The sequence below is a fragment of the Nocardia jinanensis genome (assembly GCF_014645735.1).
Taxonomy (GTDB): domain Bacteria; phylum Actinomycetota; class Actinomycetes; order Mycobacteriales; family Mycobacteriaceae; genus Nocardia; species Nocardia jinanensis.
Window position 1 is genome coordinate 53546 of the sequence record NZ_BMMH01000004.1, and the last position, 25320, is coordinate 78865.

At 69.2% G+C, this 25320-nt stretch carries 19 protein-coding genes; 10 read left to right on the forward strand and 9 right to left on the reverse strand.

Features of this window, described 5'->3' with window-relative positions:
* The first annotated feature begins 194 nt into the window (after positions 1 to 194).
* The 3 genes from IEY68_RS11470 (at position 195) to IEY68_RS11480 (ending at position 5608) form a co-directional block, all read left to right on the forward strand.
* Entirely contained in the window at positions 195 to 2069 is a 1875-nt protein-coding gene (locus IEY68_RS11470) for a serine/threonine-protein kinase (protein WP_058854468.1), read from the forward strand.
* Positions 2070 to 2235: 166 nt separating this feature from the next.
* Positions 2236 to 3012, forward strand: a complete 777-nt coding sequence (locus IEY68_RS11475) for an ABC transporter ATP-binding protein (protein ID WP_058854535.1) — start codon at positions 2236 to 2238, stop codon at positions 3010 to 3012.
* Between the two features lie 67 nt (positions 3013 to 3079).
* The gene (locus tag IEY68_RS11480) at positions 3080 to 5608 is read left to right on the forward strand and encodes an ABC transporter permease (RefSeq protein WP_058854534.1); all 2529 of its coding nucleotides are present in this window, start codon (positions 3080 to 3082) and stop codon (positions 5606 to 5608) included.
* Between the two features lie 97 nt (positions 5609 to 5705).
* On the opposite strand, the gene IEY68_RS11485 is transcribed toward IEY68_RS11480, so the two are convergent.
* Positions 5706 to 6266: a GNAT family N-acetyltransferase gene (locus IEY68_RS11485; protein WP_058854467.1), complete on the reverse strand. Its 561-nt coding sequence runs from the start codon at positions 6264 to 6266 to the stop codon at positions 5706 to 5708.
* A complete protein-coding gene (locus tag IEY68_RS11490) occupies positions 6263 to 7588 on the reverse strand; it encodes an NsdA family TPR-like regulatory protein (RefSeq protein ID WP_058854466.1) in 1326 nt (441 codons plus the stop codon). The genes IEY68_RS11485 and IEY68_RS11490 overlap by 4 nt, the downstream gene beginning before the upstream one ends.
* A gap of 629 nt (positions 7589 to 8217) precedes the next feature.
* Between IEY68_RS11490 and IEY68_RS11495 the strand changes: the two genes are divergently transcribed.
* Complete coding sequence (locus tag IEY68_RS11495) at positions 8218 to 8682, forward strand: hypothetical protein (protein ID WP_058854465.1); 465 nt, start codon at positions 8218 to 8220, stop codon at positions 8680 to 8682.
* Positions 8679 to 9059: a hypothetical protein gene (locus IEY68_RS11500; RefSeq protein ID WP_058854464.1), complete on the forward strand. Its 381-nt coding sequence runs from the start codon at positions 8679 to 8681 to the stop codon at positions 9057 to 9059. Before IEY68_RS11495 ends, IEY68_RS11500 begins: the two co-directional genes overlap by 4 nt.
* A gap of 255 nt (positions 9060 to 9314) precedes the next feature.
* On the opposite strand, the gene IEY68_RS11505 is transcribed toward IEY68_RS11500, so the two are convergent.
* The 4 genes from IEY68_RS11505 to IEY68_RS11520 are packed head-to-tail and all read right to left on the reverse strand — an operon-like array spanning position 9315 to position 16802.
* Positions 9315 to 10487 (reverse strand): VWA domain-containing protein, encoded by a 1173-nt coding sequence (locus IEY68_RS11505; RefSeq protein WP_058854463.1) that lies wholly within the window; start codon positions 10485 to 10487, stop codon positions 9315 to 9317.
* Positions 10484 to 12838: a DUF5682 family protein gene (locus IEY68_RS11510; protein WP_058854462.1), complete on the reverse strand. Its 2355-nt coding sequence runs from the start codon at positions 12836 to 12838 to the stop codon at positions 10484 to 10486. The genes IEY68_RS11505 and IEY68_RS11510 overlap by 4 nt, the downstream gene beginning before the upstream one ends.
* Positions 12835 to 13941 carry an ATP-binding protein gene (locus IEY68_RS11515; protein ID WP_058854461.1) on the reverse strand — a complete coding sequence of 369 codons (1107 nt, stop codon included), beginning with the start codon at positions 13939 to 13941 and terminating at the stop codon, positions 12835 to 12837. Before IEY68_RS11515 ends, IEY68_RS11510 begins: the two co-directional genes overlap by 4 nt.
* On the reverse strand, positions 13938 to 16802 hold the full coding sequence (locus IEY68_RS11520; RefSeq protein ID WP_058854460.1) for an SWIM zinc finger family protein: 2865 nt from the start codon (positions 16800 to 16802) through the stop codon (positions 13938 to 13940). The genes IEY68_RS11515 and IEY68_RS11520 overlap by 4 nt, the downstream gene beginning before the upstream one ends.
* A 567-nt stretch (positions 16803 to 17369) precedes the next feature.
* Between IEY68_RS11520 and IEY68_RS11525 the strand changes: the two genes are divergently transcribed.
* The 4 genes from IEY68_RS11525 to IEY68_RS11540 are packed head-to-tail and all read left to right on the forward strand — an operon-like array spanning position 17370 to position 21098.
* Complete coding sequence (locus IEY68_RS11525; RefSeq protein ID WP_082681281.1) at positions 17370 to 19847, forward strand: AAA family ATPase; 2478 nt, start codon at positions 17370 to 17372, stop codon at positions 19845 to 19847.
* Positions 19832 to 20299 carry a hypothetical protein gene (locus IEY68_RS11530; protein WP_229718729.1) on the forward strand — a complete coding sequence of 156 codons (468 nt, stop codon included), beginning with the start codon at positions 19832 to 19834 and terminating at the stop codon, positions 20297 to 20299. The genes IEY68_RS11525 and IEY68_RS11530 overlap by 16 nt, the downstream gene beginning before the upstream one ends.
* A 58-nt stretch (positions 20300 to 20357) precedes the next feature.
* Positions 20358 to 20735: a YchJ family protein gene (locus IEY68_RS11535; protein ID WP_058854531.1), complete on the forward strand. Its 378-nt coding sequence runs from the start codon at positions 20358 to 20360 to the stop codon at positions 20733 to 20735.
* Positions 20736 to 20795: 60 nt separating this feature from the next.
* The gene (locus tag IEY68_RS11540; RefSeq protein WP_156426131.1) at positions 20796 to 21098 is read left to right on the forward strand and encodes an Rdx family protein; all 303 of its coding nucleotides are present in this window, start codon (positions 20796 to 20798) and stop codon (positions 21096 to 21098) included.
* 92 nt (positions 21099 to 21190) lie between these two features.
* Here IEY68_RS11540 and IEY68_RS11545 read toward each other — a convergent pair whose 3' ends face one another.
* Positions 21191 to 21409, reverse strand: coding sequence for an FmdB family zinc ribbon protein (locus tag IEY68_RS11545; protein WP_058854458.1), 219 nt, complete (start codon positions 21407 to 21409; stop codon positions 21191 to 21193).
* 116 nt (positions 21410 to 21525) lie between these two features.
* On the opposite strand from IEY68_RS11545, the gene IEY68_RS11550 reads away from it, so the two are divergent.
* Positions 21526 to 23097 carry a carboxylesterase/lipase family protein gene (locus IEY68_RS11550; RefSeq protein ID WP_082681280.1) on the forward strand — a complete coding sequence of 524 codons (1572 nt, stop codon included), beginning with the start codon at positions 21526 to 21528 and terminating at the stop codon, positions 23095 to 23097.
* Positions 23098 to 23275: 178 nt separating this feature from the next.
* Here the strand turns inward: IEY68_RS11550 and manB are convergent, their stop codons facing one another.
* Positions 23276 to 24355, reverse strand: coding sequence for a mannose-1-phosphate guanylyltransferase (manB, locus tag IEY68_RS11555; protein WP_058854457.1), 1080 nt, complete (start codon positions 24353 to 24355; stop codon positions 23276 to 23278).
* A 53-nt stretch (positions 24356 to 24408) separates the two neighbouring features.
* The gene (locus IEY68_RS11560; protein WP_058854456.1) at positions 24409 to 25311 is read right to left on the reverse strand and encodes a glycosyltransferase family 2 protein; all 903 of its coding nucleotides are present in this window, start codon (positions 25309 to 25311) and stop codon (positions 24409 to 24411) included.
* Between the last annotated feature and the right edge of the window lie 9 nt (positions 25312 to 25320).

The following is a 25320-nucleotide window of genomic DNA, read 5'->3' on the forward strand; positions in this document are numbered from 1 at the left end:
CCGGCGGAGCGTCGTCCACGTAGCGGCCGTGTTGCGGCTGCGTATGCGTACCGATGAGAGCCCTCGGCGCCTTCTCGACTGCTGCTATGGTTTCGATGATTTCGCGTGCCCGGACCAGTGCGGTCCGGACACGCTTTTCGTCTACGCCTGCGTACCGGTGGGTCCCGGTCCCGCAGGCGGGAATTGGAGCAGACATGCTGGCCAACGGCGATGTTTTCGCCGGCTATGTCATCGACCGGCAACTCGGCCGGGGTGGGATGGGCTCGGTCTACCTTGCGAAACATCCGCGGCTGCCGCGGATGACAGCGCTGAAGCTGCTGAATCGGGAGATGTTCTTCGACAAGGAGGTGCGCGCCAGGTTCGAACGGGAGGCCGATCTGGTCGCCCGGCTGGACCACCCCAATATCGTCACGGTCTACGACCGTGGTCTCGAGGAAGAACAGCTGTGGATCTCGATGCAGTACATCGACGGTATCGATGCCGCCTCGGTGGATCCGCAGAAGCTACCACCCGAACGAGCCGTCCAGATCATCGCCGAAACCGCGTCCGCGCTCGACTACGGGCACGGTATGGGAGTGATGCACCGGGACGTGAAACCGGCCAATATCCTGCTGGCCCGCTCCACCGGTGGCCGCGGTGAGCGCGTCTATCTGACCGATTTCGGTATCGCGCGCCTGCGCGACGACACCGGGCATCTCACCCAGACCGGTACGTTCACCGCCACGCTGGCCTACGCGTCGCCGGAACAGCTCACCGGCGCCGACCTCGACCACCGCTCGGACCAGTATTCGCTGGCCTGTTCGCTGTACTGGCTGCTCACCGGCAGCGGACCGTTCACCTCCACCAATCCGGCGGGGGTGATCCAGGGGCATCTGCAGTCGCCGCCGCCGTCGCTGAGCGCGGCCCGGCCGGAACTGCCGCCCGCGCTGGACGCGGTCCTGGCCAAGGCGATGGCGAAACGTCCCGACGACCGGTTCATCTCGTGCAGTGAATTCGCCGAAGCCGCCAAACACGCGCTGGCCTCGCCCAGTTCGCCGGGCATTCCGCAGGCCGCGCCACCGACCGCGATCAACCCGCTCAGCCAGCCCGGCCCGTACAACAGCGGGGCGAATCAGTACCCGAGCACCGTCGCACCCCAGCCCTACGCGAGCGGTACCCAGGCACAGCCCTATGCGAGCGGCGTTCAGGGTCAGCCGTACGGCAGCGGCGTTCAGGGCCAACCGTACGGCAGCGGCGTCCCGGGCCAGCCCTACGCCGGTGCTCCGCAGGGCCAACAGCAGTACGCGAGCGGGTTCCAGCAGGGGCCCGGTGATGCGCACCAGCAGCCCTACGGCGGCACCCTCGGGTACACGAACCAGGTCGGCCAATCGTTCGGCGGCGGGACACCGGGCGGATACACCCAGCCCACGAGCTACCCGCAACCGATATCGCAGGTCCAGCAGGGGGCGCGACCGCCCAAATCGAACACCGGGCTGATCGCCGCCATCTGTATCGGGCTCGTGGTACTGATCGGTGTCGTCATCGGTGTGGTGGCACTGGCCACGAGCGGCGGCGGCGGCGGAACCGATCCGACGGCCGCCGGTACGAGCACCCGGACCACCGTGGCCCCGGTGCCCGCGACCGCGGATTCCATCAGCAAGGAGTTCCCGGGGCTGGTGCCGAAATCGACCTCGGAAGAGGTCGGCTACAACTCCGCGAAGTGCTGGGAGACCGACAACAGCTACACCCCCAGTCCCGACGACGGCGAACCCGATTTCGGCAAATGGGCCTGGCAGTGGCGTTGTTACGGCGGTAACAACAACGACGATCCGTTCTACCGGATCTATGCCTACGCCTCCGCGGCCGAGGTGGAATCGGTGGTCAAGGGGCTGCCCGCGACGTCGGAGAAATCCAGCGACACCAACGGCGGCCAGACCTACACCAACTACAAATGGGACAGCGACGGCCCGAAGATGGTCACGGTGTTCACCAACGATCCGGAACGGGCCCAGTACCTGATGTACACCGACGGTATCGTCGGCACCGTCGACGAGATGCTGACCTGGTGGAAGTCGGCGCCGCTGAACTGAGCCGCGCTCCGGCAGCAGGAGGGCCCGCCTACGCGGGTCCTCCTTTTCGTTCCCGGCCCGCTCACCGCCGTCATACCACCCGCGTATCCAGAGGTACTGAAGGGTGTACCGGTGGTCAGGGCGATCCCGGATGGCGCTGTTCGCGACGGCCCGACACACTGGACCCATGACTGCTCACGCTGTCGACGTGGACCCGGCCGAGCCGGGCGCCACGTCCACTGTCGCCGCCGGCGCCATCGAACTGACCAAGGTCTATGGGACCGGGGATACGCGGGTCACCGCGCTGGACGCCGTATCGGTCGATTTCGCGCGGGGAGAGTTCACCGCGATCATGGGCCCCTCGGGCTCCGGGAAATCGACCCTCATGCACTGTCTGGCGGGTTTGGACGAGGCCAGCTCGGGCCGGGTGGTGATCGGCGACACCGAGCTCACCGATCTGTCCGATAAACAGATGACCACGCTGCGGCGGGATCGTATCGGGTTCGTATTCCAGGCGTTCAACCTGGTCCCCACCCTGACCGCGCTGGAGAACATCACCCTGCCGCTGGATATCGCCGGGCGGGCCCCGGACGACGAATGGGTCGCGACGGTGCTGAAGCGGCTCGGTCTCGAGGACCGGCTCGGCCACCGGCCCAGCGAACTGTCGGGTGGACAGCAGCAGCGGGTCGCCTGCGCGCGGGCACTGGCGGGCAAACCACAGATCATCTTCGGCGACGAACCGACCGGCAACCTGGACTCCCGGTCCTCCGGTGAGGTGCTGTCGATCCTGCGGGCGGCAGTGGACGAATTCGGTCAGACGGTCGTCATCGTCACCCACGAACCCACCGCGGCGGCCTACGCGGACCGGGTCGTATTCCTGGCCGACGGTCGGATCGTGGACGAGATGCGCGATCCGACCGCCGATTCGGTGCTGGACCGGATGAAAGCACTGGAGGTCCGGTGACGCTGCGCGACGCGTGCCGGAGCATCGGGTCCGCGGTGCGGATCCGGTCGACGGAGGTGGTCCGGTAATGGCCGCCCATCCCATGCGCAAGGTGGCCCTGCGCAACCTCGCCGCGCACAAGGTGCGGCTGGTACTGACGCTGCTCTCGGTCGTGCTCGGGACCGCGTTCATCGCGGGCTCGTTCGTCTTCACCGATACGCTGCAACGCACCTTCGACGGGATCTTCGCCAACGAGGCCAAAGGCGTCGATGTACGAATCAGTCCGGAGAAGCGGCAGTCCGCGGGCATTCCCCAGGACGTGGTCGACCGGGTGGCCGGTATGGAGGGGGTCCGCACGGTGGCCCCCGGTATCGAGGGGTCGGTGGTGCTGCTCGATCCGAGCGGGAAGAAGGCGGTGCAGACCGGCGGTGCCCCCAGCTGGGGGCAGGCCTACATCCCGCCGCAGCAGGCGGTCGCCGAACCCGATCCGTTCGTCGAGGGCGTGCCTCCGGCCGGACCCGGGCAGATAGCGCTCAACACCGGCGCCGCCGAACAGGCCGGCCTGAAGGTGGGGGATCACACCAAGGTGCTCGTCCCCTCCCACGGCGGGCCCATCGATGTGACGGTCACCGGCACCTACGCCCCGCCCTCGGATACCGGCGGCTTCATCGGGTTGCAGTTCACCGAGGCCCAGGCCCGGGAACTGTTCACCGACGGGGACCATATCGCCTATCTCGATATCGCGGCCGCGGGCATTCCGGGCGACACCCTGCGCGACCGGTTGTCCATGCTGTACCCGGACTACAAGGTGCAGAACGGCGATCAGGTGCGCGCCGATATGAAGGCCCAGATCTCCGAGGCGCTGAACTTCCTGAACTACTTCCTGCTCGCCTTCGGCGCCATCGCGCTGATCGTCGGCACCTTCATCATCTACAACACCTTCTCGATGCTGGTTGCGCAGCGGCTACGCGAACTCGCGCTGCTGCGGGCCGTCGGCGCGAGCCGCGGGCAGGTGGGGCGCTCGGTGGTAGGCGAAGCGCTGGTCGTGGGTGTGCTCGGCAGTCTGCTCGGGCTACTGGCCGGTATCGGGCTCGCCTACGGCCTGGCCGGTCTGCTGAACGCCTTCGATCTCGGGTTGCCGACCGGACGGATGGCCGTCCTGCCCCGGACCGTGGCGGTCGCCTTCGCGGTCGGCCTGCTGGTCACGGTGGTGAGCGCGTACGCGCCGGCCCGCCGTGCCTCGCGTATCCCGCCGGTTCAGGCCATGCGCGAGGAATTCGCCTCCGCGGGTGATTCACTGCGGGCGCGCACGGTGACCGGAGTGGTACTGGCGGTGGTGGGCATCGTGCTGGTGATCCTGGGCGCCCGCCACACCGGCGGTAGTGCGGCGGCGGTGGTCGGCGTCGGTGCGCTGGGCCTGATCCTGGCCGTACTGTTCGCCTCGCCCGCCCTGTCTCGTCCGGTGCTGGCCGGGCTGGGCTGGCTGATCCGGCCGTTCGGGTCGATCGGGCGGATGGCGCGCAACAATGCCATCCGCAATCCCCGCCGCACCGCCGCCACCGCCTTCGCGCTGACCCTGGGCCTGATGCTCGTCACCGCCATCGGGATGCTGGGCGAATCGGCGAAGGTCAGTATCTCGCGTCTGGTGGACCAGGGTATCGAAGCCGACTACGTCCTCACCGGACCGCAGATGATGGGGGTGCCGACCGGTGCCGCCGCCGCGGTGCGGGCGAAGGTACCCGACGTGGCGCAGGCTGTGGGCCTGCGTGGGGTCGCGCTGAAGATCGGTGACGACGACGAGTTCGGCACCGCACCCGACGGCACGCTGGATCAGGTCGTGAACCTGGACATGCTGAGTGGTTCGCCGACATTGGGGGATTCCGACATCCTGCTGGGCCAGGACGAAGCCGAAGAACACGGGGTGAGCGCCGGCGACCGGCTCCCGGTGAAAACCTTCGACGGTACGGAGATCCCGCTGACTGTCTCCGGGGTCTACGTGGACTCGCAGGTCCTGGGCCCGCTCATCGTGCCGCCGACGGTGTACGAGCGGGCGGTGCCGGTCGCCATGCGGGCCGATGCCGCGGTGCTGATCAAGGCCCGGCCCGGTGCCGACCTCGCGTCCATGCGCACCGACCTGGAGCGCGCCACCGAGGAATTCGTGATCGTGCAGGTCCAGGACCGCGAGGAGTTCAAGGGCGAAAACGCCAAGCAGATCAACAATCTGCTTGCCATCCTGTACGGACTACTCGCGCTGGCGGTGGTGATCGCGGTACTCGGCATCGTCAACACCCTGGCCCTGTCGGTAGTGGAGCGGCGCCGCGAAATCGGCATGCTGCGCGCGGTGGGCACCCAGCGTTCGCAGGTGCGTCGCACGATCTATCTGGAATCCATGTTGATCGCGGTGTTCGGCGCCCTGGTCGGTGCGGTCCTCGGCCTGGGGCTCGGCGTCGGATTCCTGCGCACCCTGCGCGATCTCGGCTTGGACCAGATCGCGGTGCCATGGGATCAGCTGGTGTACATGCTGGTCGGCTCGGCCGTCGTGGGTGTGCTGGCCGCACTCTGGCCCGCGATCCGCGCCGCCCGCACCCCACCGCTGGCGGCGATCGCCGACCTCTGACGCGCCCGTGGTCCGGTCCCGCACGGGCCGGACCACGGAGACCCTGGATCGCGCGTTCGTCCCCAGCGTCAGCAAAGCAGACGGCTGGATCATCGAGTCAGGTCGGAAGCGTCAGCGTCAGAACATCGAACGTGGGCGCGTCATCCCACCCTGGCCGGAGTGCACCGACCCGATACCAACCCCACTTCCGATACCGGCCATAGGCGCGGTCGTTGTCCGGCTCCACCAGCAGCGTCGCCCGCTGCTCCGTCCGCCCCCTCAACAGTTCGTCATGCAACCCGCGCGCGATCCCGCGCCCGGTGTACTCGGTGCACACCATGATCTCCGACAGCGCGAACGTCCGCGCACCCGTCTCCGCGGTGAACGCCGCGGGATCACCGTCGTCGAGTTGCAGGCCACCCCACCACGCGGCGCCCGGCTGCAACGGCCACCCCCATGACTGCCCCGCCGGCGCACCGTCCACGCGTGCCAGCACCAGTTCGAACCCGCTGCTGCGGTCGGGGTTGGTGTAGGCGTCGAACCGGCGCATGAACTCGGCCGGTGAATCGAACGGGTCCCCGGACGCGATGGCGTCCACATAGGAGCGCTGGTACACGTCCTCGACGGTGTCTCGGATGCCGCGGGCCTGGGCGGCGGTGAAGTGCTCGAACTCGGTCATACGATCGCTTTCTGCTGCATGCTGGCCGCAAGGACGTCGAACCGGTCCCGGAACTCCGCCCCCGCAGTGGTTTCCGCTGCGGACCGTACCGGACCCAGAACCTCCAATGTGCGTGCGCTGGCAATCGTTTCGAGCCGCTCCAGCACCGGGATACCGACATCGAGCGCGGTGCGCGCGTCACCGAGGTCCGCATGCGTGGCCGCTACCCATGCGTGGAGATGAGCGGCATTGCGGTCGCTGGCTTCCTCCTGCATCGCAACGTCGAACAGCCCCAGGGCACGCGCCGATTCTCCGACGTCATGCCAGCCGCGGGCCTCATGCCCGCGTATCTCCGACGGCGTCACGAACCGCAGCCACTGCGGGCACTCCTCCACCGGTTCGTACTGCTGGGCGTGCTCGACCTCCCGCCAAGCGGTCAATATCGCCCGCCCGAATGCGTCACGGTCCCCGATGAATCCCCGTGCTTGTGCCTCCCGGACCGCGATCAATGCGTGAATTCGGCCCGGCGCCCGGCCGCGCACCAAGACACGGGCCCGGTCGATCAGCTTCAGCGCATGGTGCGCGCCCCCGCCACGACCGGCGCGCGTCAACGCAATCGCCTGATTGGCCCAGTACAGGCAGGCGCACGCGGTCAGATCCTCATCACCGGCTTCGGTCGCCAACGCCAACGCATCGGTGTAGCAGCGGCGCGCGAGCGGCTGCATCCCGGAGTCGTAGGCCAACCAGCCAGTGAGCACAGCGAGATGCCCGGTAGCGGACGCGAACGCATCCCCGGTCGCACCGTCGTAGGTGCCGGTATCGAGTGTGTGTTTCGCGCGCGCCAACTGCTCCACCGCGAACGCCACCAACTCACCGCTACCGGACACCTGGTCCTGCGCCTCCAACGCATCCACACCCGCGAGGAGCCTCCGCACATCGGCCATCCCGATACGCTCCCTGAACTGCCAACCCGCCGCCATCACGGCGCCGGCCGCGGCTGCCAATATCCCGAACTCGCGACGTTTCACGTCTGTGTGCACTTCCCACGCATAGAGGCCGAGCCCGTCGCTCGACCGGACCGCCGTACCGTCCTCACTGCGCGAGCGGGGCGCGGCCATTTCGGCCGCGAATCGGGCTCGCTGTTCGTCGGTGAGGTTCCGCAGGATGGTGTCCAAACACTCCGCCGCCGGGCCCCGTAACGGTTTCTCGGGTCCGACCCGATGCCATTTCTTGATTGACGGCAATAGATATCCGGCGCGCTCAGCGAATTGCTCCTGCGTTTCGCGGAGCGCGGCAATCCGCAATGCGCGAACTTCCGTCTTGGTCCATCTGCTGACGATCATCCCAGCCCCTTTGGGTGCGCCCACAAGCTCGATATCCAGAGAGTATCTGGTGTGTATCAGCTCTGGGACTCCAACCGAGCAGCCGAATAGGAAACGCTGAATTCAGCCCCGGCGCCGGTTCGACAACCGTCCCAGCTGTACACCTCCGCATACCGTCGGCCGACGAAAATCGCCGGCGCCGGGTGCCTTCCAACGTCGAGCACTGGGAGACATCAACAATGGAACACCTGCCACACCGAGCGTTCCCCCGACCAACGCCGGTGAATCGGGCTATGGCCCAAACCCTCACGATGTGGGACAACACCCCACGCACCATAGAGCGTGTCCATGCTGGGCTGTGCGCCATGGACGCGGGAGAGCCGCATGTCCACTGACCACTGCTGCGAAGCGTCAGCCGGACCGTGGATCTGGGCGTCGGCCTGCGGGATGATCTGCGTCCACAGTGGACGACTGACGCAAGCCAATTGCCCGTCCCGATTCTGCCCACCCCAGTTGGTCCCGCTGGACGAGCACGGCCGCCTCACCGCACACGACGGATTCGTTCCCGGGACTTGCCCATGGATCGGGGTGCGTGTCTTCCTTGGTCCCGGAATGGCACCCGAGGACTTCGAACCGAAGCGGGCGCAGTCATGAGCGCGATCGCCACGGCCGCCCCCACCTGTGTGTGCGCACGGCCATGGGTGAGTATCGCGATGCTAGGCGGTGCCCGTAAACAGCACGCCGACGGCACTTTGATCGTGTCCTGCCCGGACCGTGAGCATTGCCTGCGCGGTGCACCGGTCCAGCACGGCCATTTGGGTGCGCATTGGCGGAACATACCGGCGGCCTGTGCGTGGCCCGGTATCCGGATCATCGACGCCGACACCTGCCCGGGGTGCGGGAAACGCCCATGGGTCCCGGCGACCCTGCTGCGGGTCCGTCGGGCCCTGGCAACCGGGGCGCCGGTAGTGGATGTGTTCTGCCCGTACCTCCGCAGCTGCGGACTGGTGACGGTGGTCGGCGACCGGATCATCGACCAGCACGAGTACACCATGTACGGATACCGGCGGGAGCCCTGCCCGTGGAGCCTGGTGCGTGTCCGTGAAGCACAGTGACCGCCGCCGAGATACGTGCCCGGATCGAACGGGACAGCACAGCCAACCGGTACGTCAACACCGCACATTTCGCCGAGTCCGCCGGTGTGGAACCGCGGCAGATATCGCGGTGGCTGCACACCGGCACGGTATGGGTACCGCGCCCCGCCGTCCTGCTGGGGCGCGCCGCTCAACCCGGGTGGGAACCGGCCGCGATCGTGGACTGGACACCGGGATTGCCCGGCGTGGATCGGCCCGAACCGATTCGGCATCTGTCCACGCCGGAGATGGCCGAGAAATGGCACACCTCACCGCAGCAGCTGTGGATCGACATCGGCGGCGAGTTCGTCCCTGCCCCTGATCTGTGGCTGGGTGGCCGCCCCGGGTGGCGCCCATAGAGCTTCCCGGCATCAGGCCGGGGATAGAAGAAAAGGAGTGACACCTGCCCGTGCACCGCCGAGAGGGGGCGGAGCGCGGGCCGGGTTGCACCCCGCCCTCATATGGTCCGCGCCGTGGCAGTGATCTGGCGGCGTAAACGCAACCCCACCACCGACTCGGCACCCGGGCCGCTGGTTTCGGATGTGTCCAGGCTGACCGCGGCTTCCGCTCCGCGAGTCTGCGATTCTGCCCCGAGGCCGCGATTTCGCCCGGTGTCAGCGGTTCTCGGTGCCCCAGTGCAGGAGATCGCCCCGATTCAGCGCCTGGGCCAGCAGATCCGGGAACCGGTCGGGGGTGCAGGCGAACGCCGGAACACCGAGCGCCGCCAGTGCCGCCGCGTTCTCGCGATCGTAGGAGGGCGCGCCGTCGTCGGAGAGCGCCAGCAGCACCACCACCTGCACGCCGGACTCCTTCATGGCGTGTACGCGACGCAGCATCTCCTCCCGGACCCCGCCCTCGTAGAGATCGGAGATCAGGAAGAACAGGCTGTCGGCGGGCCGGGTGATCAGCGTCTGGCAGTAGGCGATGGCCCGGTTGATATAGGTTCCGCCGCCCAGTTGGGTGCCGAACAGTACATCGACAGGATCGGACAGCTTTTCGGTGAGGTCCACGACCTCGGTGTCGAAGACCACCAGCGAGGTGCGCAGCGACCGCATCGACGCCAGGACCGCACCGAAGACCGAAGAGTAGACGACACTGGAGGCCATCGACCCGGATTGGTCGATCGCCAGGATCACATCGCGGTGCACCGCCTGGGCGCGCCGACCGTAACCCACCAGCCGCTCGGCGATGATGGTGCGCTGCTCCGGTAGATAATTCGCGAGGTTCTTGCGGATCGTGCGGTCGAAATCGATATCGCGCGGTTTGGGCCGGGAGGTCCGGGCCGATCGGTTCAGCGCCCCGCTCACCGCGGCCACCGTCCGGGTCGCGATCCGTTGCTCTATCTCCCTGACCACCTTCGATACCACCATCCGGGCGGTCGCCTTGGTGGTCTCCGGGATCACCCGGTTCAGGCTGAGCAGCGTGCCGACCAGGTGCACATCGGGTTCGACCGCCTCCATCAGTTCCGGTTCCAGCAGCAGCTGGGTGAGGTTCAGCCGCTCCACCGCGTCACGCTGGACGACCTCGACCACGGTCGACGGGAAGTAGGTGCGGATATCACCGAGCCATCGGGCCACCCGCGGCGCCGAACCGCCGAGACCGCCGGCCCGATCGCCGCGCGAACCGCCCGCCCCACTGTCGTAGACCGCGCCGAGGGCTTTGTCGATGGCCTTGTCATCGGCGGTACCGAGTCCGCCGAGAGCCGGTTCGGCGGCCGAACCGAGGACGAGACGCCAGCGACGCAACCGTGCCTCGTCGGGGAGCCCGTGCGGTGCGTTGGTGTTCATGCGGGCACTCCCAGGATGTCGGCGACGGTGCGCAGAGCGAGTAGGCCCCGCTCGGGGTCGGTATCGGTGGGGGCGGCGGGCGCGGCCGGGCGTCCGTCGCGCACGGCTTCGCCGATCGCGCGGCGCTCCCCGGACTCGAAGGCGCCGAAAGTGCGGCGCAGCAACGGGACGACCTCGACGAACTGCGCTTCGGACAGCCCGGCGAGCCATCCGTCGACGAGTTCCAGCAGGGCACGGTCGTGCACCAGCACCAGCCCGCGACCGCCGACGAAACCGTCGACCCAGGCCGCTTTCGCGGCCGCTGTGTTGCCGACCGACAGGGCCGCCGCCAGCCGCCGGGCAGCCTCGTCGGTATCGAACCGGTCGGCATCGCAGAGCAGGCGTACCGTCCGGCCCACCAGCAGTCCGTGTACATCCGGCCGGTCGGCCAGCCGGGCCAGCACCGTCAGCCACTGTTCGGTGGATGCGGCGTGGTCTCGGGTGTGTATCGCGGTGGTGGCGGTATCGAGCTGATCGCGCAGCGCCGCCGCGGTGTCGTCACCGAGACCGGTGACCGCGGCGGGGAGCCCGGCGCAGATCCGGACGAGCATGCTGTCCGCGACGTGGGTGAGGGCGGAGGTATCGGTACCCCGGACGTCTCCGTACCGCAGCGTGCGGAGCACACCCGGCAGCGCCGCCAGCAGATGAGTCATATCGTGGTCCACCGCGGCTGCCGAACCGAGCCGGGCGATCAGTCCGTCGAGGGCACCCGGAAGTTCGGCGAGCAGCGCGAATTCCAGTGCCTCGGTGAGTTCGGTGACCCCGCTACCGGGCCGCGCGGCCGTATCGAGGATCTTCGCCTCGGCCGCCACCCGCACCGTGGTGCCCCACCGGGACGCCTCGATCACCCGGACCGCGAACTCCGGCTCCCAGCGCAGCTCCCAGGTCTCCCGGAATGTGCCCGTCGACCGCACGGTGCCGGCGGCGGGCGTACCCCAGTGCACGCCCAGCAGCCGGAGCCGGTGCAGCAGCCGGGATCTGGCGATATCGCGCTCCTTGCGCAGATCCAGGTCGAGGGTCCGGACCAGGGCTTCCTGTTTCAGCCGCAGGGTTCGGGCCTCGGCTCGTAGATCGGCTTCCAGCGGTACCGTCGGTGCCTCGGGTGGTACGGCGCCGAGGGCCTCGCCGACCACCAGTTCGGAACCGACCAGGCGCAGCATGGTCTCGTCGCCCTCACACAGCACCGCCCGGGTCGCCTCGGTGACCTCGGACAGTCCGGCCAGTGGCCGGGCTCGCAGTGCGGCCAGGGTTTCGGCCAGTCGTACGGCCTCGATGATGTGGGCACTGGACACCGGTAGATCGTGGCCCCGCAATACGCCCGCGACCTTGGTGAGCCAGGATGCGATCGGCCGCTCGGTTTCGCTGAACAGGTGGTGATACCACCCCGGCGAGGTGATCCCCGCGCCGTAGCCGGATGCCGCGGCGAGCCGGGAATGCGTCCACGGCACCCAGGTCAGGGTGGCCTTGACCTTCGGTAGGCCTTTGAGCAGGCGGATATCCGCGGCGGCCGGGCCGAGCGGCTCCTGGAGTGCGGGAGCGTGCCACGCGCCGCAGACGACGGCGATCCGGCGGGCGCCGTCTTTGCGCGCCTTGCGCAGGACTTGTCGCATGTGGGCTTCCCGGATCAGGGTGTGCCGATCGAGTACCAGCGGATCGGGTTCCGGCGGCGCCGGGTCGGGATCGCCCACCCCGCCGACCGATTCGGCCGGGGTCGCCCCGGTCGGCGCGTCGCCCGGCTCGGCGATTACGGCAACAGATTCCGGCCCATCGGTGGATTCGGAGCCGGTATCGGATTCCGGCTCGATGAGCGCGGTCTCCCGGAGCGCGGCCATGGCCTCGATGATGGCTTCGAAGGTCCCGGTGTCCGAACTCGATTCGACCACCGCGTCCCACCAGCGCTCGGCATCGTCGTATCCGCCCGCGGCCGCCAGTTCGGCGAGTGCGTCACGACCGCCGGACCTGTCGTCGGCGGCCAGCACCTGGGCAGCGGGCAGATCGCAGAACCGGACCGGCACATCGTTGTCGACTGCGTAGCGCAGCGCCTGCCATTCCGGGGAGAACACCGCGTAGGGCCAGAACGCCGCCCGCGCCGGTTCCTCGGATACGTAGCCGAGCAGCGCGACCGGCGGTGCCATCGATGTGGCGGCGGTATGGATCACCAGCGGGTCCGCGTCCGCCGGGCCTTCGATCAGCACCGTGTCCGGCCGGAACTCCTCCAGTGCCAGACGCAGCGACCGGGCCGATCCGGGGCCGTGATGCCGTATTCCGTAGATCCGGGTCTGTCCGGGGTCGCCCGCGTCCGCGGGGCTCATCCGTTGATCTCCCGGCAGGCCCGGTAGAAATCGGACCATTCGCGGCGTTCGCGCACCACGGCCTCGAGGTATTCGGTCCATACGACCGAATCGGCCGCCGGATCCTTGATCACCGAACCGATCACCGCGCCCGCGATATCGGCGGCCCGCAGCACCCCGTCACCGAAATGCGCGGACAGCGCCATACCGTTGGTGATCACGGAGATGGCCTCGGCGGTCGAGAGTGTGCCCGACGGGGACTTCAGTTTGGTCCGGCCGTCGGCGGTGATGCCGGCGCGCAGTTCCCGGAAGATCCGCACCACGCGCCGCACCTCCTCGGCGGCGGCCGGGACCTCGGGCAGTTCCAGTGCCGAACCCAGTTGCTCGACCCGGCGGGTCACGATATCGATCTCCTCGGACTCGCTGCCCGGCAACGGGAGCACCACGGTGTTGAACCGGCGGCGCAGCGCCGAGGACAGCTCGTTCACACCGCGGTCCCGGTCGTTGGCGGTCGCGATGATGTTGAAACCCTTGGCGGCCTGCACTTCCATGCCGAGTTCGGGAACCGGAAGAGTCTTCTCCGACAGGATCGTGATCAGGGCGTCCTGTACATCCGAGGGGATCCGGGTGAGCTCTTCGAGCCGGGCGATCGCACCGGTGCGCATGGCGTTGAGGATCGGTGAGGGCACCAGCGCGGCTTCGCTCGGACCTTCGGCGAGCAGCCGGGCGTAGTTCCAGCCGTACCGGATGGCCTCCTCGGCGGTACCCGAGGTGCCTTGGACCAGCAGGGTCGACGAACCGCTGATGGCCGCCGAGAGATGTTCGGAGACCCAGGTCTTCGCGGTACCGGGTACCCCGAGCAGCAGCAGCGCGCGATCGGTGGCCAGGGTCGCGACCGCGACCTCCATGAGCCGCCGCGGACCCACGTACTTCGGCGTGATGACGGTGCCGTCCGTGAGGGTGTCGCCCAGCAGATAGGTCACCACCGCCCAGGGCGACATCGTCCAGGACGGTGGGCGCGGCCGGTCGTCCACGGCGCGCAGGGCGCGCAGTTCGTCGGCGAAGGACTGTTCGGCGTGCGGGCGCAGCAGCGCCGGGGCGGGTTCGGTGGCGACGGTGGTCATTTCAGCTCCTCGAGCATCACGGATCGTTGGTGGAGGTCGTGGGCGAGCAGCCCGAGGGCCTCGGCCCAGTCGTCGGCTGCACAGCGGCCGGCCAGTGCGGTGACCTCGCCCGCGCATTCGGGTGGCAGATGGAGTGCGGCGGTGTGCAGCAGCGAGCGGTGCGCACTGGGATAGGTCCCGGGCGCGCCCCGCCGGGCCGCGGCGGTCCGGGCGCGTTCCTCGAACAGGTGCAGCAGATGCCGGGCCAGTTCCGGTGGCCAGGGGTGGGCCACCGCGGGCAGCAAGGATTCGAGTTCGGACAACCAGGCCGAACCCAGCCGCAGCAGATGCCGGAGCTGCTCGCCGGGCGGTATCAAGGCGAACAGTTCGCGACGGCGCAGGATCGCCAGATTCGACGGCATACCGACGGTGAACAGCGCGTGGCCCCATTCGGTATCGCGCTGGGCGAGCGCCGCGTCCATCCAGCCGTCGAACAGCGGTTGCCGGAAGCGGTCGTCCACCCGCGTCGCGACGGCGCGGACCGGTGGCCCGAGTGGTCCGCGCCAATAGCTCAGCGGCAGTCCGGCGACGAGTTTCCGGAGCCTGGTCGCGGAAAGATCCGGTTGTCCGTTCCAGCGGTACCCGAACTCCGTGGTGCTATCGGTGAAACCGTCGCGGATCGCGCCCTTGTCGAGGGTTTCCGGGATATCGACGATCAGCTCGGATCCCTCGCCGGAACCGGCGTCCGCGCATTTCGACCAGGCGGCAGCGCGACCGGCCATCCGCTCGGCGAACGCCGAGCCGGGCAGCCGGGCGAGCAGCTCGGCGGCCGTACGGCGCACATCCCCGCGACGATCGTCGAGCGCGCGTTCGAGCAGATCCTCGTCCGCGGGGCCCAACCCGTCGGCCAGTACACCGAGCAGTCCGGCTTTCGGCGCGCCCGATTCCCGGGGCCACGCCTCGGCCAGGGCATCGCGTGCGGCAGCCGGGTCGCGGCGCCGCGATTCGATCAGCCACCGCAGGCGTTCCGGCGGCCGGCCGAGGTGCCAGGTCTCGTTCCCGGCCTCCGGTTGTGCGGTATCGCGCCGGGCCAGATCGTGCCAGCGTGGAATCCACCCGGCCAGCCAGCGGCCCCGGGCACCGGCCAGCCGCAGCGCCGCCTCACGCAACTCACCGTTGCCCGCGGCGAACTCGAGCAGCTGTCCCGTGAGCCGCTCCGGGGCGCGGTAATCGTGCGGCGCCGCCGCGGCGAACCATTCGGGGAGGAAATCGGGCCTGGATCCGATGAGCAGGGCCAGCCGGTCGGCCGCCGCGCGAGGGAGCGCCGGACGTGGATCGTCGGCGGCCGGTTCATCGGGCACCTCGACCCGGTGCGGCAGATATCCGCCTCGGGACCAGGCCATTTCCAGGGCGGTGGTCCCGAGCAGCCGGTCGGCGGTATCCCGGCCGGACAGTGCGGCGACAGCCGCGGCGACCGGATCGGGGAGTCCCGGCGGGGTGGCCGCACCTCGCGCGGTGCCCAGCAGGGCGATCGAGGCCGCCTCGGGTGTCGCAGCGATCGCGGAGCCGGTGGAATCCTCGGTCGGGCCCGCATCGTGGAACTCACCGCCGGCCACCACCGAGATCACTTCGAGTCGCCGGCCCGTCCAGGTACCGAAGACGGCCACCGGCCGGCCCCCGGACAGCGCGAGCAGCCGCCAGGGTTGCGCAGGGGATTCCAGTGGTAGTGCCGTACCGTCGCGTTCGGCGAGCAGCCACTCCGCTCCCTGTCGGGCGGGTGTTACTCCGCGCAGCAGTACAGGCCAGGTTTCGAGCCACGGATCGGCGGCCGCCGCGGTGGCGAAATCTGCCAATGCCCCGGCGATGGTGCCGGATCCGGCGGTCTCCGGCGGCTCGGCGGCTACGGGTGCCGCCGGCTCTCGGCCCGGTCCGACCACCGCGCGCAGCGGTGCCGCGACCGGATAGAAGTGCACATCGTATTCGGCCGCCAGGCCGACCGGTGGGGTGCTCGTGATGAAGACCGGGGACCCGAACGAATGGTCGACCAGCAACGCCAGGCGACCGGTGCGCATTCCGTAGAGCCAGGTCAGGCGGGTGTGCACCCGCTCCTCTTCCTCGGTGCGCATTCCGACGGTCAGCCACCGGTCGGCTACCGCGGGTTCGGCCTGTACCGAGTCCGCGGAAATCGGATAGCCGATACGGTTGCGGACGGCGGCCGCCAACGGCGCGGGTAGCTGGTCCAGTCTCCTGTGTGCGGCGATGAGCAGGTGCAGCCACGAGAACCGGCCCAGTATCACTTCCGGCCAGTCCGACCTGCGCACCACCGCATCGGGCAGCCGGCGCATCGCGGCTGCCGGGCCCGGCGCCTGAGCATCCACCAGCCGCGCCGCCACGGCTTCGAACGCGCCATGAGAGCGATCTGTCTGGGCCAGTCCGGTGCGAATCTGGTCGGTGAGCCAGGTATCGAGCTCGGTGAGCCCGGCCTCGACCCGTCCGTGCCGCTGCTGCGCGGTCGCCGGATCGCTGCCGCGGGCCTTCTTCGGCGGCGCGGCCGCCTTCTCGGTTCGCCGGCTCATCCATTCGGCGGCGAAATCGGCCGTATCGGCGGTCTCGGCCACTGTGCCCGCCGACCAGTTCATCAGCAGCGAAAGGGCGTGTTTGCACGGGAACTTCCGGCTCGGGCAGGAGCAGCGGAAAGCGGGGCCGGCCAGATCCACGATCGTCTGGTACGGAGTATTTCCGCTGCCCTTGCACAAGCCCCAGAGCGCAGTCCCGGACCAGCCTGTACCGGACCATTTTCCGGCCAGTTTGCGCGCGGCGGTGAGTGAACTCGTATCGGGTGCGAGTGCTGTCACCTGGTTCTCGGTCCACCGTTGTGTCATCCGGCGGACCTGTTTCGGTCGGTCATCGTGCCCCCGTTTCTCGGTCGCAAGATTTCTATCGCACCCCACCGACAGAATCGCGACGCGGCTCGGCCACCAGTGGAAGAGGTTGTCGCCGAGCCATATTCGAGTTGGTGGGATTCCCGTAAATGTTGCGCGATCCGAGTGTCTCTGGCATTCTGTCCTGTTCGGCCAGACCGAGCCGCCCCTGAAGGGTGACACACCGACGAGCTACCCGACGGGGTTGGCGAGGGGTGGCCATCGGCAGCCGATCGGCCCGGCCGATGACCAGATCCCATCCCCGCGGGTCAGTTCGCGCCATCGACCGCGCAGTTCCCGCGCGCCCGGTTCCGGTGTGGTGTCCGCGACCGTCCGGGACGGCGCCGCGAACAGGCTCTGTCAGGATCGGCCGTCATCGGGTAGCGTTTCGCACAGCTTTCGACCGTACGACCACACACGGGGGCTCGACAGGCGTGTGGCCTCGAGGGGGTGGAGAACTTCGTGAAGCCTGGGCGTGACAGATCCGGGGAGACATCGGTCCGGCCGACCGAATTGATCACGCGCCGCATGGATACCGATCCGGAGATTCCCGGCGAGGTGGCAGCGGTCGTTCGTGCCGCCCTGGATCCGCCGACCGGCGCGGCCGAATCCGTCGCGGGGACACCGGACCCCGGGCTCGACGGGGTCTTCCTGACCGCCATCCGGGTGCGGGGATTCCGGGGTATCGGCCCCGAGACCACACTCGAATTACCCGCCGGGCCGGGGCTGACCCTGGTGACCGGTCGCAACGGTAGTGGGAAATCGAGTTTCGCCGAGGCCGCGGAACTCGCGCTGACCGGTGGTAACCGCCGCTGGGACGGCCGCTCGGCCACATGGCGCGAGGGCTGGCGCAACCTGCACCGGTCCGGGCCGGTCCGGGTGGAACTGGAAATGCGTACCGACGGCCCGGAATCCGGGCTCACCGTCGCGCGGGAATGGGACACCGGCGAACCGCTGCCGGGCGGTGCCTGGACCCAGCGTCGCGGCGACGGTCCGGAGCAGGCGTTCGCCGATGGTCAGTGGGCGATACCCATGGAGTTGTACCGCCCGTTCCTGTCCTACAGCGAGCTCGGCGCATTGGTCGACGGTAAGCCCAGCGAACTCTTCGACGCCCTGCACCAGTTGCTGGGCCTGGACGAACTCATCACCGCGCACGAGCGGATCCGGGTCCGCCGTCTGGATCTGGAGCGTGCGGCCCGGACCGCGCGTCGCGAACGGCAGACCCTCTCGGCGGAACTCGCCGGGGTCACCGATCACCGCGCGCTGCGCGCGGGCGCGTTGCTGCGCGATCCGGCACCCGATATCGCCGAACTCGAGGAACTGGTGGCCGATACCGCCGCCGGCCCGGAACCGGCGGCGTTACGCGCGGTGCTGGCCCTGGAACTACCCTCCGCGGAGCGGATCGCGGTGCTGGCCGGGCGGATCTCGGCCGCCGTCGCCGCCGTCGCCGGGGCGACCGCACCCGAAGTGGTCGCGGATCTGCGCATCCTCGAGCTGTTGCGCGCCGCGTACGCGCACGTCGTGGACCATACACAGCTCGCGGCACCCGTGGATATCCCGGATTCCGCCGATCCGGCGCTGCCCGGCGGCCCCGCCGCCGTCGACGGCCGGACAGTCGAGAGCGCCGGGCCCGGCGCGCACGACGTCGCGCTCTGCCCGGTATGCGGTCACGGCACCCTGGACCGGCAGTGGTTGCTCGATACCGCCGCCGCGATCGACGGCCTTTCGGCGCGTACCGCGGAACTGGCGCGGGCGCGCTCCGATCTCACCGGAGCACTCGCCGATCTCCGGGCGTTGGCGGTGGACCTGCCATCGGAACTCACCACCGCGGCCGAAACGGCCGGTCTCGATACTGTGGGACTGGTCGAAACCTGGGCCCAGTGGGCCGGTCTATCCGAATCCCGGGAACTCGTCGGGCTGCCCGGCCGCCTGCGTACCGTGCACGAGCGCCTGTGCGTGGAGCTGGGATTCGCCCAGCATTGCGCCGGAAAAGAACTCGACCGGCTCGACGAAGCCTGGGCACCGTTCGCGCCGCGGCTGCGCGCCTGGCTCGAACTCACCCGCACCGTCACCACCCAGGCCGCGGAGCTGCAGACCGCCCGCGCGGCGGAGGAGTGGCTGAAAGCTGCCACCGCCCGAATACGCGACGAACGGCTGGCCCCGTTGGCGGGTACCGCGCGGTGGGTATGGCAGACCCTGCGCCAGCAGAGCAGTGTCGAACTCGGCGGAATTCATCTGCAGGGCAACGCGAACAGCGCCCGCCGCGTGCATCTGGAGGTGACCGTCGACGATGTGGACGGTGCCGCGCTGAGCGTGATGAGTCAGGGCGAACTGCATGCGCTCGGGCTGGCACTGTTCCTGCCGCGCGCCACCGTCGCGGCGAGCCCGTTCCGGTTCGTCGTGATCGACGATCCGGTTCAGGCCATGGATCCCGCCAAAGTCGACGGCCTGGCCCGGGTATTGGCCACCGTCGCCTGGGAGCGGCAGGTGGTGGTGTTCACCCACGACGACCGGCTGGCCGAGGCGGTGCGGCGAATGCAGATCGATGCCCGGATCATCGAAGTGCAACGGCGGGAGCGGTCGGTGGTGGAGGTCCGCCCCGCCGGCGACCCCGTGCACCGCTACCTCGACGACGCCCGCGCCCTCCTGCGCACCCCGCAGCTGCCGCGCACCATCGCCGACGAACTCGTCGCGACGTGTTGCCGTTCCGCGTTGGAGGCGGCCAGCCTGGCCCGGGCCAAACGGGTGCTGCTGGCCGATGGAACGGATCACCGGGAGGTGCAGCGGCGCATCGACCGGGCCCAATCCACCCGGGCAATGGTCACTCTCGCGGTGCTGGGGCCCGGGCACCGGATCGAGGACCTGAACAAACAGCTGGCCAAGGAGGGCCGCTGGGCGGTCGAGGTCGTCCGCGACGCCACGGCCGGCGCGCACGTTCCGATCGATCGCGATCTCGCCGAGCTGATCGCGGATACCGAACGCTTCGCCGAGTGGCTGGCCCGGTGAACGGGCGCAGGTCGCAAGGGGCGGGCCGGCGCGGGCGGAGCCGTCCCGGACGGGCGCGGCACCGGCCGACCGGTGATCCGGTACCGCGACTCAGCATCGGCGAAAGGCTGGCGGCGGCGGATCGGCTCCTCGACGGCTCGGTACCCGCCGCCGGCGGCGTCTGGTCGCGCGCGACAGCGTGGATCCTGCGAATCGCGCTCGAGCAGGCGGTGGACGATCTGTGGTCGCGCACCGAACCGGAGTTGGCGCGCTGCCCGATGCGCGCCCAGCTCCTGGCGCTACGGGTCGTCACCGATCCGTTCACCGCGGCCCGGATCGCCGCGCTGTGGACCAGCTTGTCGCACGCCACCCATCATCACGACTACGAACTCGCGCCGGGCGTCACCGAACTGCGCCGCTGGCACGACGACACCGCCCGGATAGCCGCGGAACTGGCCGCCGTGCCCGGATGAACGAACCGATTCCGGTGGGTCCCGGCCCGCCGGGCAGAATCGGGCTGTGGACGATACGATGCCGTGCCCGTGCCGCCGTGGCGAAACCTTCGGCGAATGCTGCGGTCCGCTGCTGGCCGGTCGCCCGGCGCCCAGCGCCGAGGCGCTGATGCGTTCCCGGTTCACGGCGTTCGCCCTAGGCGACACCGGCTACCTGCTGCGTTCCTGGCATATCACTACCCGACCCGGCGAACTCGAACTCGATCCCGACCGCCGCTGGCTATTCGTGGAGATCCTGCGTACGGCAGCGGGCGGCCCGTTCGACGAATCCGGGACGGTCGAATTCACCGCGCACTATCGTGATCCGGCCGGTCCCGGCCGGTTGCACGAGACCAGTAGGTTTCTCCGGGTCGACGGATTCTGGCAATACCTCGACGGTGAGATCGAACGATGGTGACCCCGTGGCGTCGCCGCGGCCGCCCGGCCGCGGGGCCCGCGCGCCGGTAATGTGCCCCTCATGCCGCGTATCGCCATCGAATACTGCACCCAGTGCCGCTGGCTGCTGCGCGCGAGCTGGATGGCCCAGGAACTCCTGACCACCTTCACCACCGATATCGGGGAGGTCGCGTTGATCCCGGGCGAAGGCGGCGTCTTCCGCATCACGGTCGACGAGGTACAGGTGTGGGAGCGCAAAGCCGACGGCGGCTTCCCGGATATCGCCGTCCTCAAGCAGCGGGTTCGTGACCGGATCGACCCGGCGCGCGATCTCGGTCATAGCGACCGTGACCGCGCCGCCGCGGATCCCGACACCGCGAGATGATCCGTGGGCGGGCCGGAGCGGTCGGTATCAACCGGCGAACCGCAGTCCGTTTCCGGCCGCTCATATGTACAGAACCCGGCCCGGGACCGGAATCAGGCGCAGCAACCGCCACCGCAGCAGCCGCCCGCCGGCGCGGCGGGCGCGGATACGGCCGGAGCGGCCGCGCGGCCGGTGGTCGCGAACGTGGTCAGCAGTTTGACCGTGTCGTCGTGACCGTGCGGGCAGCGCGCCGGATCCGAGGCTTGTGCCATCGGACGGTTGACCTCGAAGGTATCGCCGCAGCTGCGGCAGCGGAACTCATAACTCGGCATGGCCGAATTCTAGAGCCGTCCGGCGGCCCGTATTCGCGGAGCGACGCGACAATTCTGAAACCGAAGTGTAACCACTTCGGTCGTACCCTCGAATGCACAGGTAGAGGAGGTCTGCGATGAACGTCCAGTGCTTCGAGGTGACGCCTGCGGTGGGCGATGAGAGCGCCCCGGTGGCGCGGACCGAGTTCGGTACGGTCCGCGGTACCCGGGAAGGCGCGGTATCGATCTGGCGTGGTGTCCCGTACGCCGCCGCGCCCGCCGGCCCGCGCAGGTTCCGGCCACCGCGGCCACCGAACAGCTGGGACGGAGTGCGCGATTGCGTGGTGCCCGGGCAGATCGCACCGCAGGACATGGCCAACACCGTGCCGATCGACCGGTCGCTGGCCATGGGGGAGGACTGCCTCTGGCTCAATGTCTGGGCACCGGCCGCGGCCGCCGCGGAACCCCGCCCGGTGATGGTGTGGTTGCACGGTGGCGCGTACTGCCTCGGATCAGCCGCGCAGGCCGTCTACGACGGCCGGCATCTGGCCGAGGCCGGGGACGTGGTGGTGGTCACGGTGAACTACCGGGTGGGCGCGTTCGGGTTCCTGGACCTGTCTTCGCTGTCCGACGAGTTCGCCCCCAATCTGGGCCTCCTCGATCAGCTGGCCGCCTTGGAGTGGGTGCGGGACAATATCGACGCCTTCGGCGGCGACCCGGGCAATGTGACTCTTTTCGGAGAATCCTCCGGGGCCGGTTGCGTCACCGCGCTGCTCACCGCGCCGCGGGCCGCGGGCCTGTTCCAGCGCGCCATCGCGCAGAGCCCGCCGGCGACCACCGTGTACGGCCGGGAACGCGCGGCCGGCGTAGCCGAACGATTCCGCCAGTTGATGGATCTCCCCCACGCTCGGATCGGTGAATTGCTGGAATGCCCGTTGGAGCGGATCGTGCGGGCCGCGGCCGTGCTGATCGACGAGGTACCGCTGGAGGCTCCCGGGACGCTGGCCGCGGCCCCGGTGGTGGACGAGGACCTGCTGCCCGGCTACCCGACCGATCGTTTCCGGGACGGCCGCTCGCATCGGGTCCCCCTCATCATCGGTACCAACAAGGACGAGGCGTCGCTGTTCCGGCTGTTCCGGTCGCCGATCATGCCGGTGACCCCGGAAGCGGTGAACACGATGCTCGAACAGGTGCAGGCCGGGCATCCCGGACTGTCGGCCGAACGACTCGCGGAGATCACCTCGGTGTACCCGGACCTGGCCAAACCGCGGGGAGCGCTGGCCATGTCCACCGACGCCGCGTTCCGGATGCCGGCGCTGTGGGTCGCCGACGGGCACGCCCAGCACTCACGAACCTGGATGTACCGCTTCGACCACGCCACCCCCATGCTGCGCGCGGCCCGGGTCGGTGCCGGCCACGCCACCGAACTACCGTACGTTTTCGGCAATTTCGGCACCTTCGACCACGACCCGACTTTCTGGCTCGGCGGCCGCAAACAGGCCGTCGAGGTCTCGGGCCGGATGATGCGCCGCTGGCTGGCCTTCGCCGCCCACGGGGTCCCGGCGGCCCTGGACGGCTCCAAACACTGGCCGCCCTACCACCCCGAATCCCGGGAGACGTTGCTGATCGACACGATCGATCGGGTAGTTCCCGATCCAGAGGGTGATCTGCTCACGGCTTGGGGGGAGCGGGCTGTCGGCTTTGCGTGAAGGGCGGTCGTCGGATGCAGCTCTGGTCTGCGGGTCCAGCGGCCGACATCCCTCGGCGGGGCCCGCCCCGGTTCTGGAGCGACGTAGCGAAGGAGCGCAGCGACTGAGCGAAGGAGTGAAGAACCGGGGTTGATAGGGCTCCGCCCCGCGGCGCCGAAGGCGCCGCCAATAAACACAGCTACACGTCGGTGGAGAAACGGATACCGCCGTCGGGGATCTCCACCCCGGGCCATACCCGGGCACCGCGCAGCAGTTCGCAGCGGGCACCGATACTGGCGCCGTCGCCGATCACGCCGTCGCGGACCAGCGCGCGGGGGCCGATACGGGCGCCGAAGCCGATGATGGATCGTTCGACTGTGGCCCCGGCCTCCACCTTGGCGCCGTCGAACAGGATCGCGCCGTCGAGTCGGGCGCCGGCGCCGACTTCCGCACCGCGGCCGACGACCGTACCGCCGATGAGCAGTGCTCCGGGTGCGATACCGGCGCCTTCGTGTACGAGGGATTCGCCGCGCTGGCCGGGGAGAGCGGGGGAGGGGGCGATACCGCGCACGAGGTCGGCGGAGCCGCGGACGAAGTCCTCGGGGGTACCCATATCCCGCCAGTACGAGGTGTCGACGTGTCCCTGGACGCGGGCGCCTTCGGTCAGCAGGGCGGGGAACACTTCGCGTTCCACCGACACCGGGCGCCCGGCCGGGATCTTTTCGATGTACTCGCGCCGGAAGACATAGCAACCGGCGTTGATCTGGTCGGTCGGCGGGTCCTGGGTCTTCTCCAGGAAGGCAGTGACGCGGCCGTCGGCGTCGGTCGGTACGCAGCCGAAGGCGCGCGGGTCGCTGACCCGTACCAGGTGCAGGGTGACGTCGGCCGCGGTCTTCTCGTGGGTCTCCAGGATGGACCGCAGATCGGTACCGCCGAGGACGTCACCGTTGAACACCATGACGTTCTCCGCGGTGAGCCGGGACAGCACATTGCGGATACCGCCGCCGGTGCCCAGCGGTTCGGTCTCGGTGACGTACTCGATCTCCAGACCGAGGTCGGCACCGTCGCCGAAGTGCTCCTCGAAGACCTCGGCCTTGTAGGAGGTGCCCAGCACCACATGGGTCAGGCCGGCGCCGGCGATCCGGGTCAGCAGATGGGTCAGGAACGGTACCCCGGCCGTCGGGAGCATCGGTTTGGGCGCCGACAGGGTGAGCGGCCGCAGCCGCGTCCCCTTTCCGCCGACCAGAATCACCGCGTCCGCGCCTGCTTGTGATGCCATGGAGCTCCCTTGTTCCCATTCGATCATCGACCCGGCACGGAACCGGTGGTTGTCTATCCGGCCAGTTCCCGCTCCCGTGCACGCAGAGCGGATCGAACCGCAATCCGGCAGCGCACCGCAAGTCCGGCCTTCAGCGCCCAGCGCAGCGGGGCCTGCCACCAGTGCGGATGCCGGTCGGCCTGGAAGCGGTAGGCGCTGGCGTGGTGGGCGGGCAGCATGGTCTCGGGGTGGCGGCCGGCGGCGTGTCCCTTGGCGTGGGTGACCTCGGCGCCGGGGACGAAGACGTTGTGCCAGCCGGCCCGGCCCATCCGGTCACCGAAATCGACATCCTCCATGTACATGAAGTAGCGGGAATCGAAGCCCTCGATCGAGTCGAACGCCGCGCGCCGCACCAGCAGGCACGAACCGGACAGCCAGCCGACGGTGCGTTCGGAGATCTCCTCGTTCTCCTGGCGGTAGCGGCGGGTCCAGGGGTTGGTCTTCCAGACGGCGCCGAGAATCGCGTGACCCGCGCCGTCGAGGATCCCGGGGACCGACCGGGCGGAGGGGTAGACGCTGCCGTCGGGTTCGAGGACCATCGGCCCGATGGCACCGGCCCGGGGCCAGCGCTGGGCGGCCTCGAGCATGATGTCGATGGAATCGTTGCCCCAGCGGATATCCGGGTTGGCGATCAGTACGTATTCCAGATCGGGGTCCAGTTCGGCGACGGCCCGGTTGATGGCACCGCCGTAACCGATATTGCCGCCCGTCGGTAGGAAACGCACATGGGCGTTGGCGTCTGCCACTAGTTCGGGGACGCCGTCGGTGGAGCCGTTGTCGGCCAGAATGACCTGCGGCTTCTCCGCGGTGGCCGTTGTCAGGGTGCTGATGAAATGCTCGAGATGTTCGCCCGGCGAATAGGTGACCGTGACCACTGCCAGACGTGGGCGGTCGTGCGGGTTATCGGAAGCGCTCACAGCGCACCA

Coding starts and splice junctions, on each gene's coding strand:
- IEY68_RS11470 (WP_058854468.1), top strand. CDS start 195: ATGCTGGCCAACGGCGATGTTTTCGCCGGCTATGTCATCGACCGGCAA.
- IEY68_RS11475 (WP_058854535.1), top strand. CDS start 2,236: ATGACTGCTCACGCTGTCGACGTGGACCCGGCCGAGCCGGGCGCCACG.
- IEY68_RS11480 (WP_058854534.1), top strand. CDS start 3,080: ATGGCCGCCCATCCCATGCGCAAGGTGGCCCTGCGCAACCTCGCCGCG.
- IEY68_RS11485 (WP_058854467.1), bottom strand. CDS start 6,266: ATGACCGAGTTCGAGCACTTCACCGCCGCCCAGGCCCGCGGCATCCGA.
- IEY68_RS11490 (WP_058854466.1), bottom strand. CDS start 7,588: ATGATCGTCAGCAGATGGACCAAGACGGAAGTTCGCGCATTGCGGATT.
- IEY68_RS11495 (WP_058854465.1), top strand. CDS start 8,218: ATGAGCGCGATCGCCACGGCCGCCCCCACCTGTGTGTGCGCACGGCCA.
- IEY68_RS11505 (WP_058854463.1), bottom strand. CDS start 10,487: ATGAACACCAACGCACCGCACGGGCTCCCCGACGAGGCACGGTTGCGT.
- IEY68_RS11510 (WP_058854462.1), bottom strand. CDS start 12,838: ATGAGCCCCGCGGACGCGGGCGACCCCGGACAGACCCGGATCTACGGA.
- IEY68_RS11515 (WP_058854461.1), bottom strand. CDS start 13,941: ATGACCACCGTCGCCACCGAACCCGCCCCGGCGCTGCTGCGCCCGCAC.
- IEY68_RS11520 (WP_058854460.1), bottom strand. CDS start 16,802: ATGACACAACGGTGGACCGAGAACCAGGTGACAGCACTCGCACCCGAT.
- IEY68_RS11525 (WP_082681281.1), top strand. CDS start 17,370: ATGGATACCGATCCGGAGATTCCCGGCGAGGTGGCAGCGGTCGTTCGT.
- IEY68_RS11535 (WP_058854531.1), top strand. CDS start 20,358: ATGCCGTGCCCGTGCCGCCGTGGCGAAACCTTCGGCGAATGCTGCGGT.
- IEY68_RS11540 (WP_156426131.1), top strand. CDS start 20,796: ATGCCGCGTATCGCCATCGAATACTGCACCCAGTGCCGCTGGCTGCTG.
- IEY68_RS11545 (WP_058854458.1), bottom strand. CDS start 21,409: ATGCCGAGTTATGAGTTCCGCTGCCGCAGCTGCGGCGATACCTTCGAG.
- IEY68_RS11550 (WP_082681280.1), top strand. CDS start 21,526: ATGAACGTCCAGTGCTTCGAGGTGACGCCTGCGGTGGGCGATGAGAGC.
- manB (WP_058854457.1), bottom strand. CDS start 24,355: ATGGCATCACAAGCAGGCGCGGACGCGGTGATTCTGGTCGGCGGAAAG.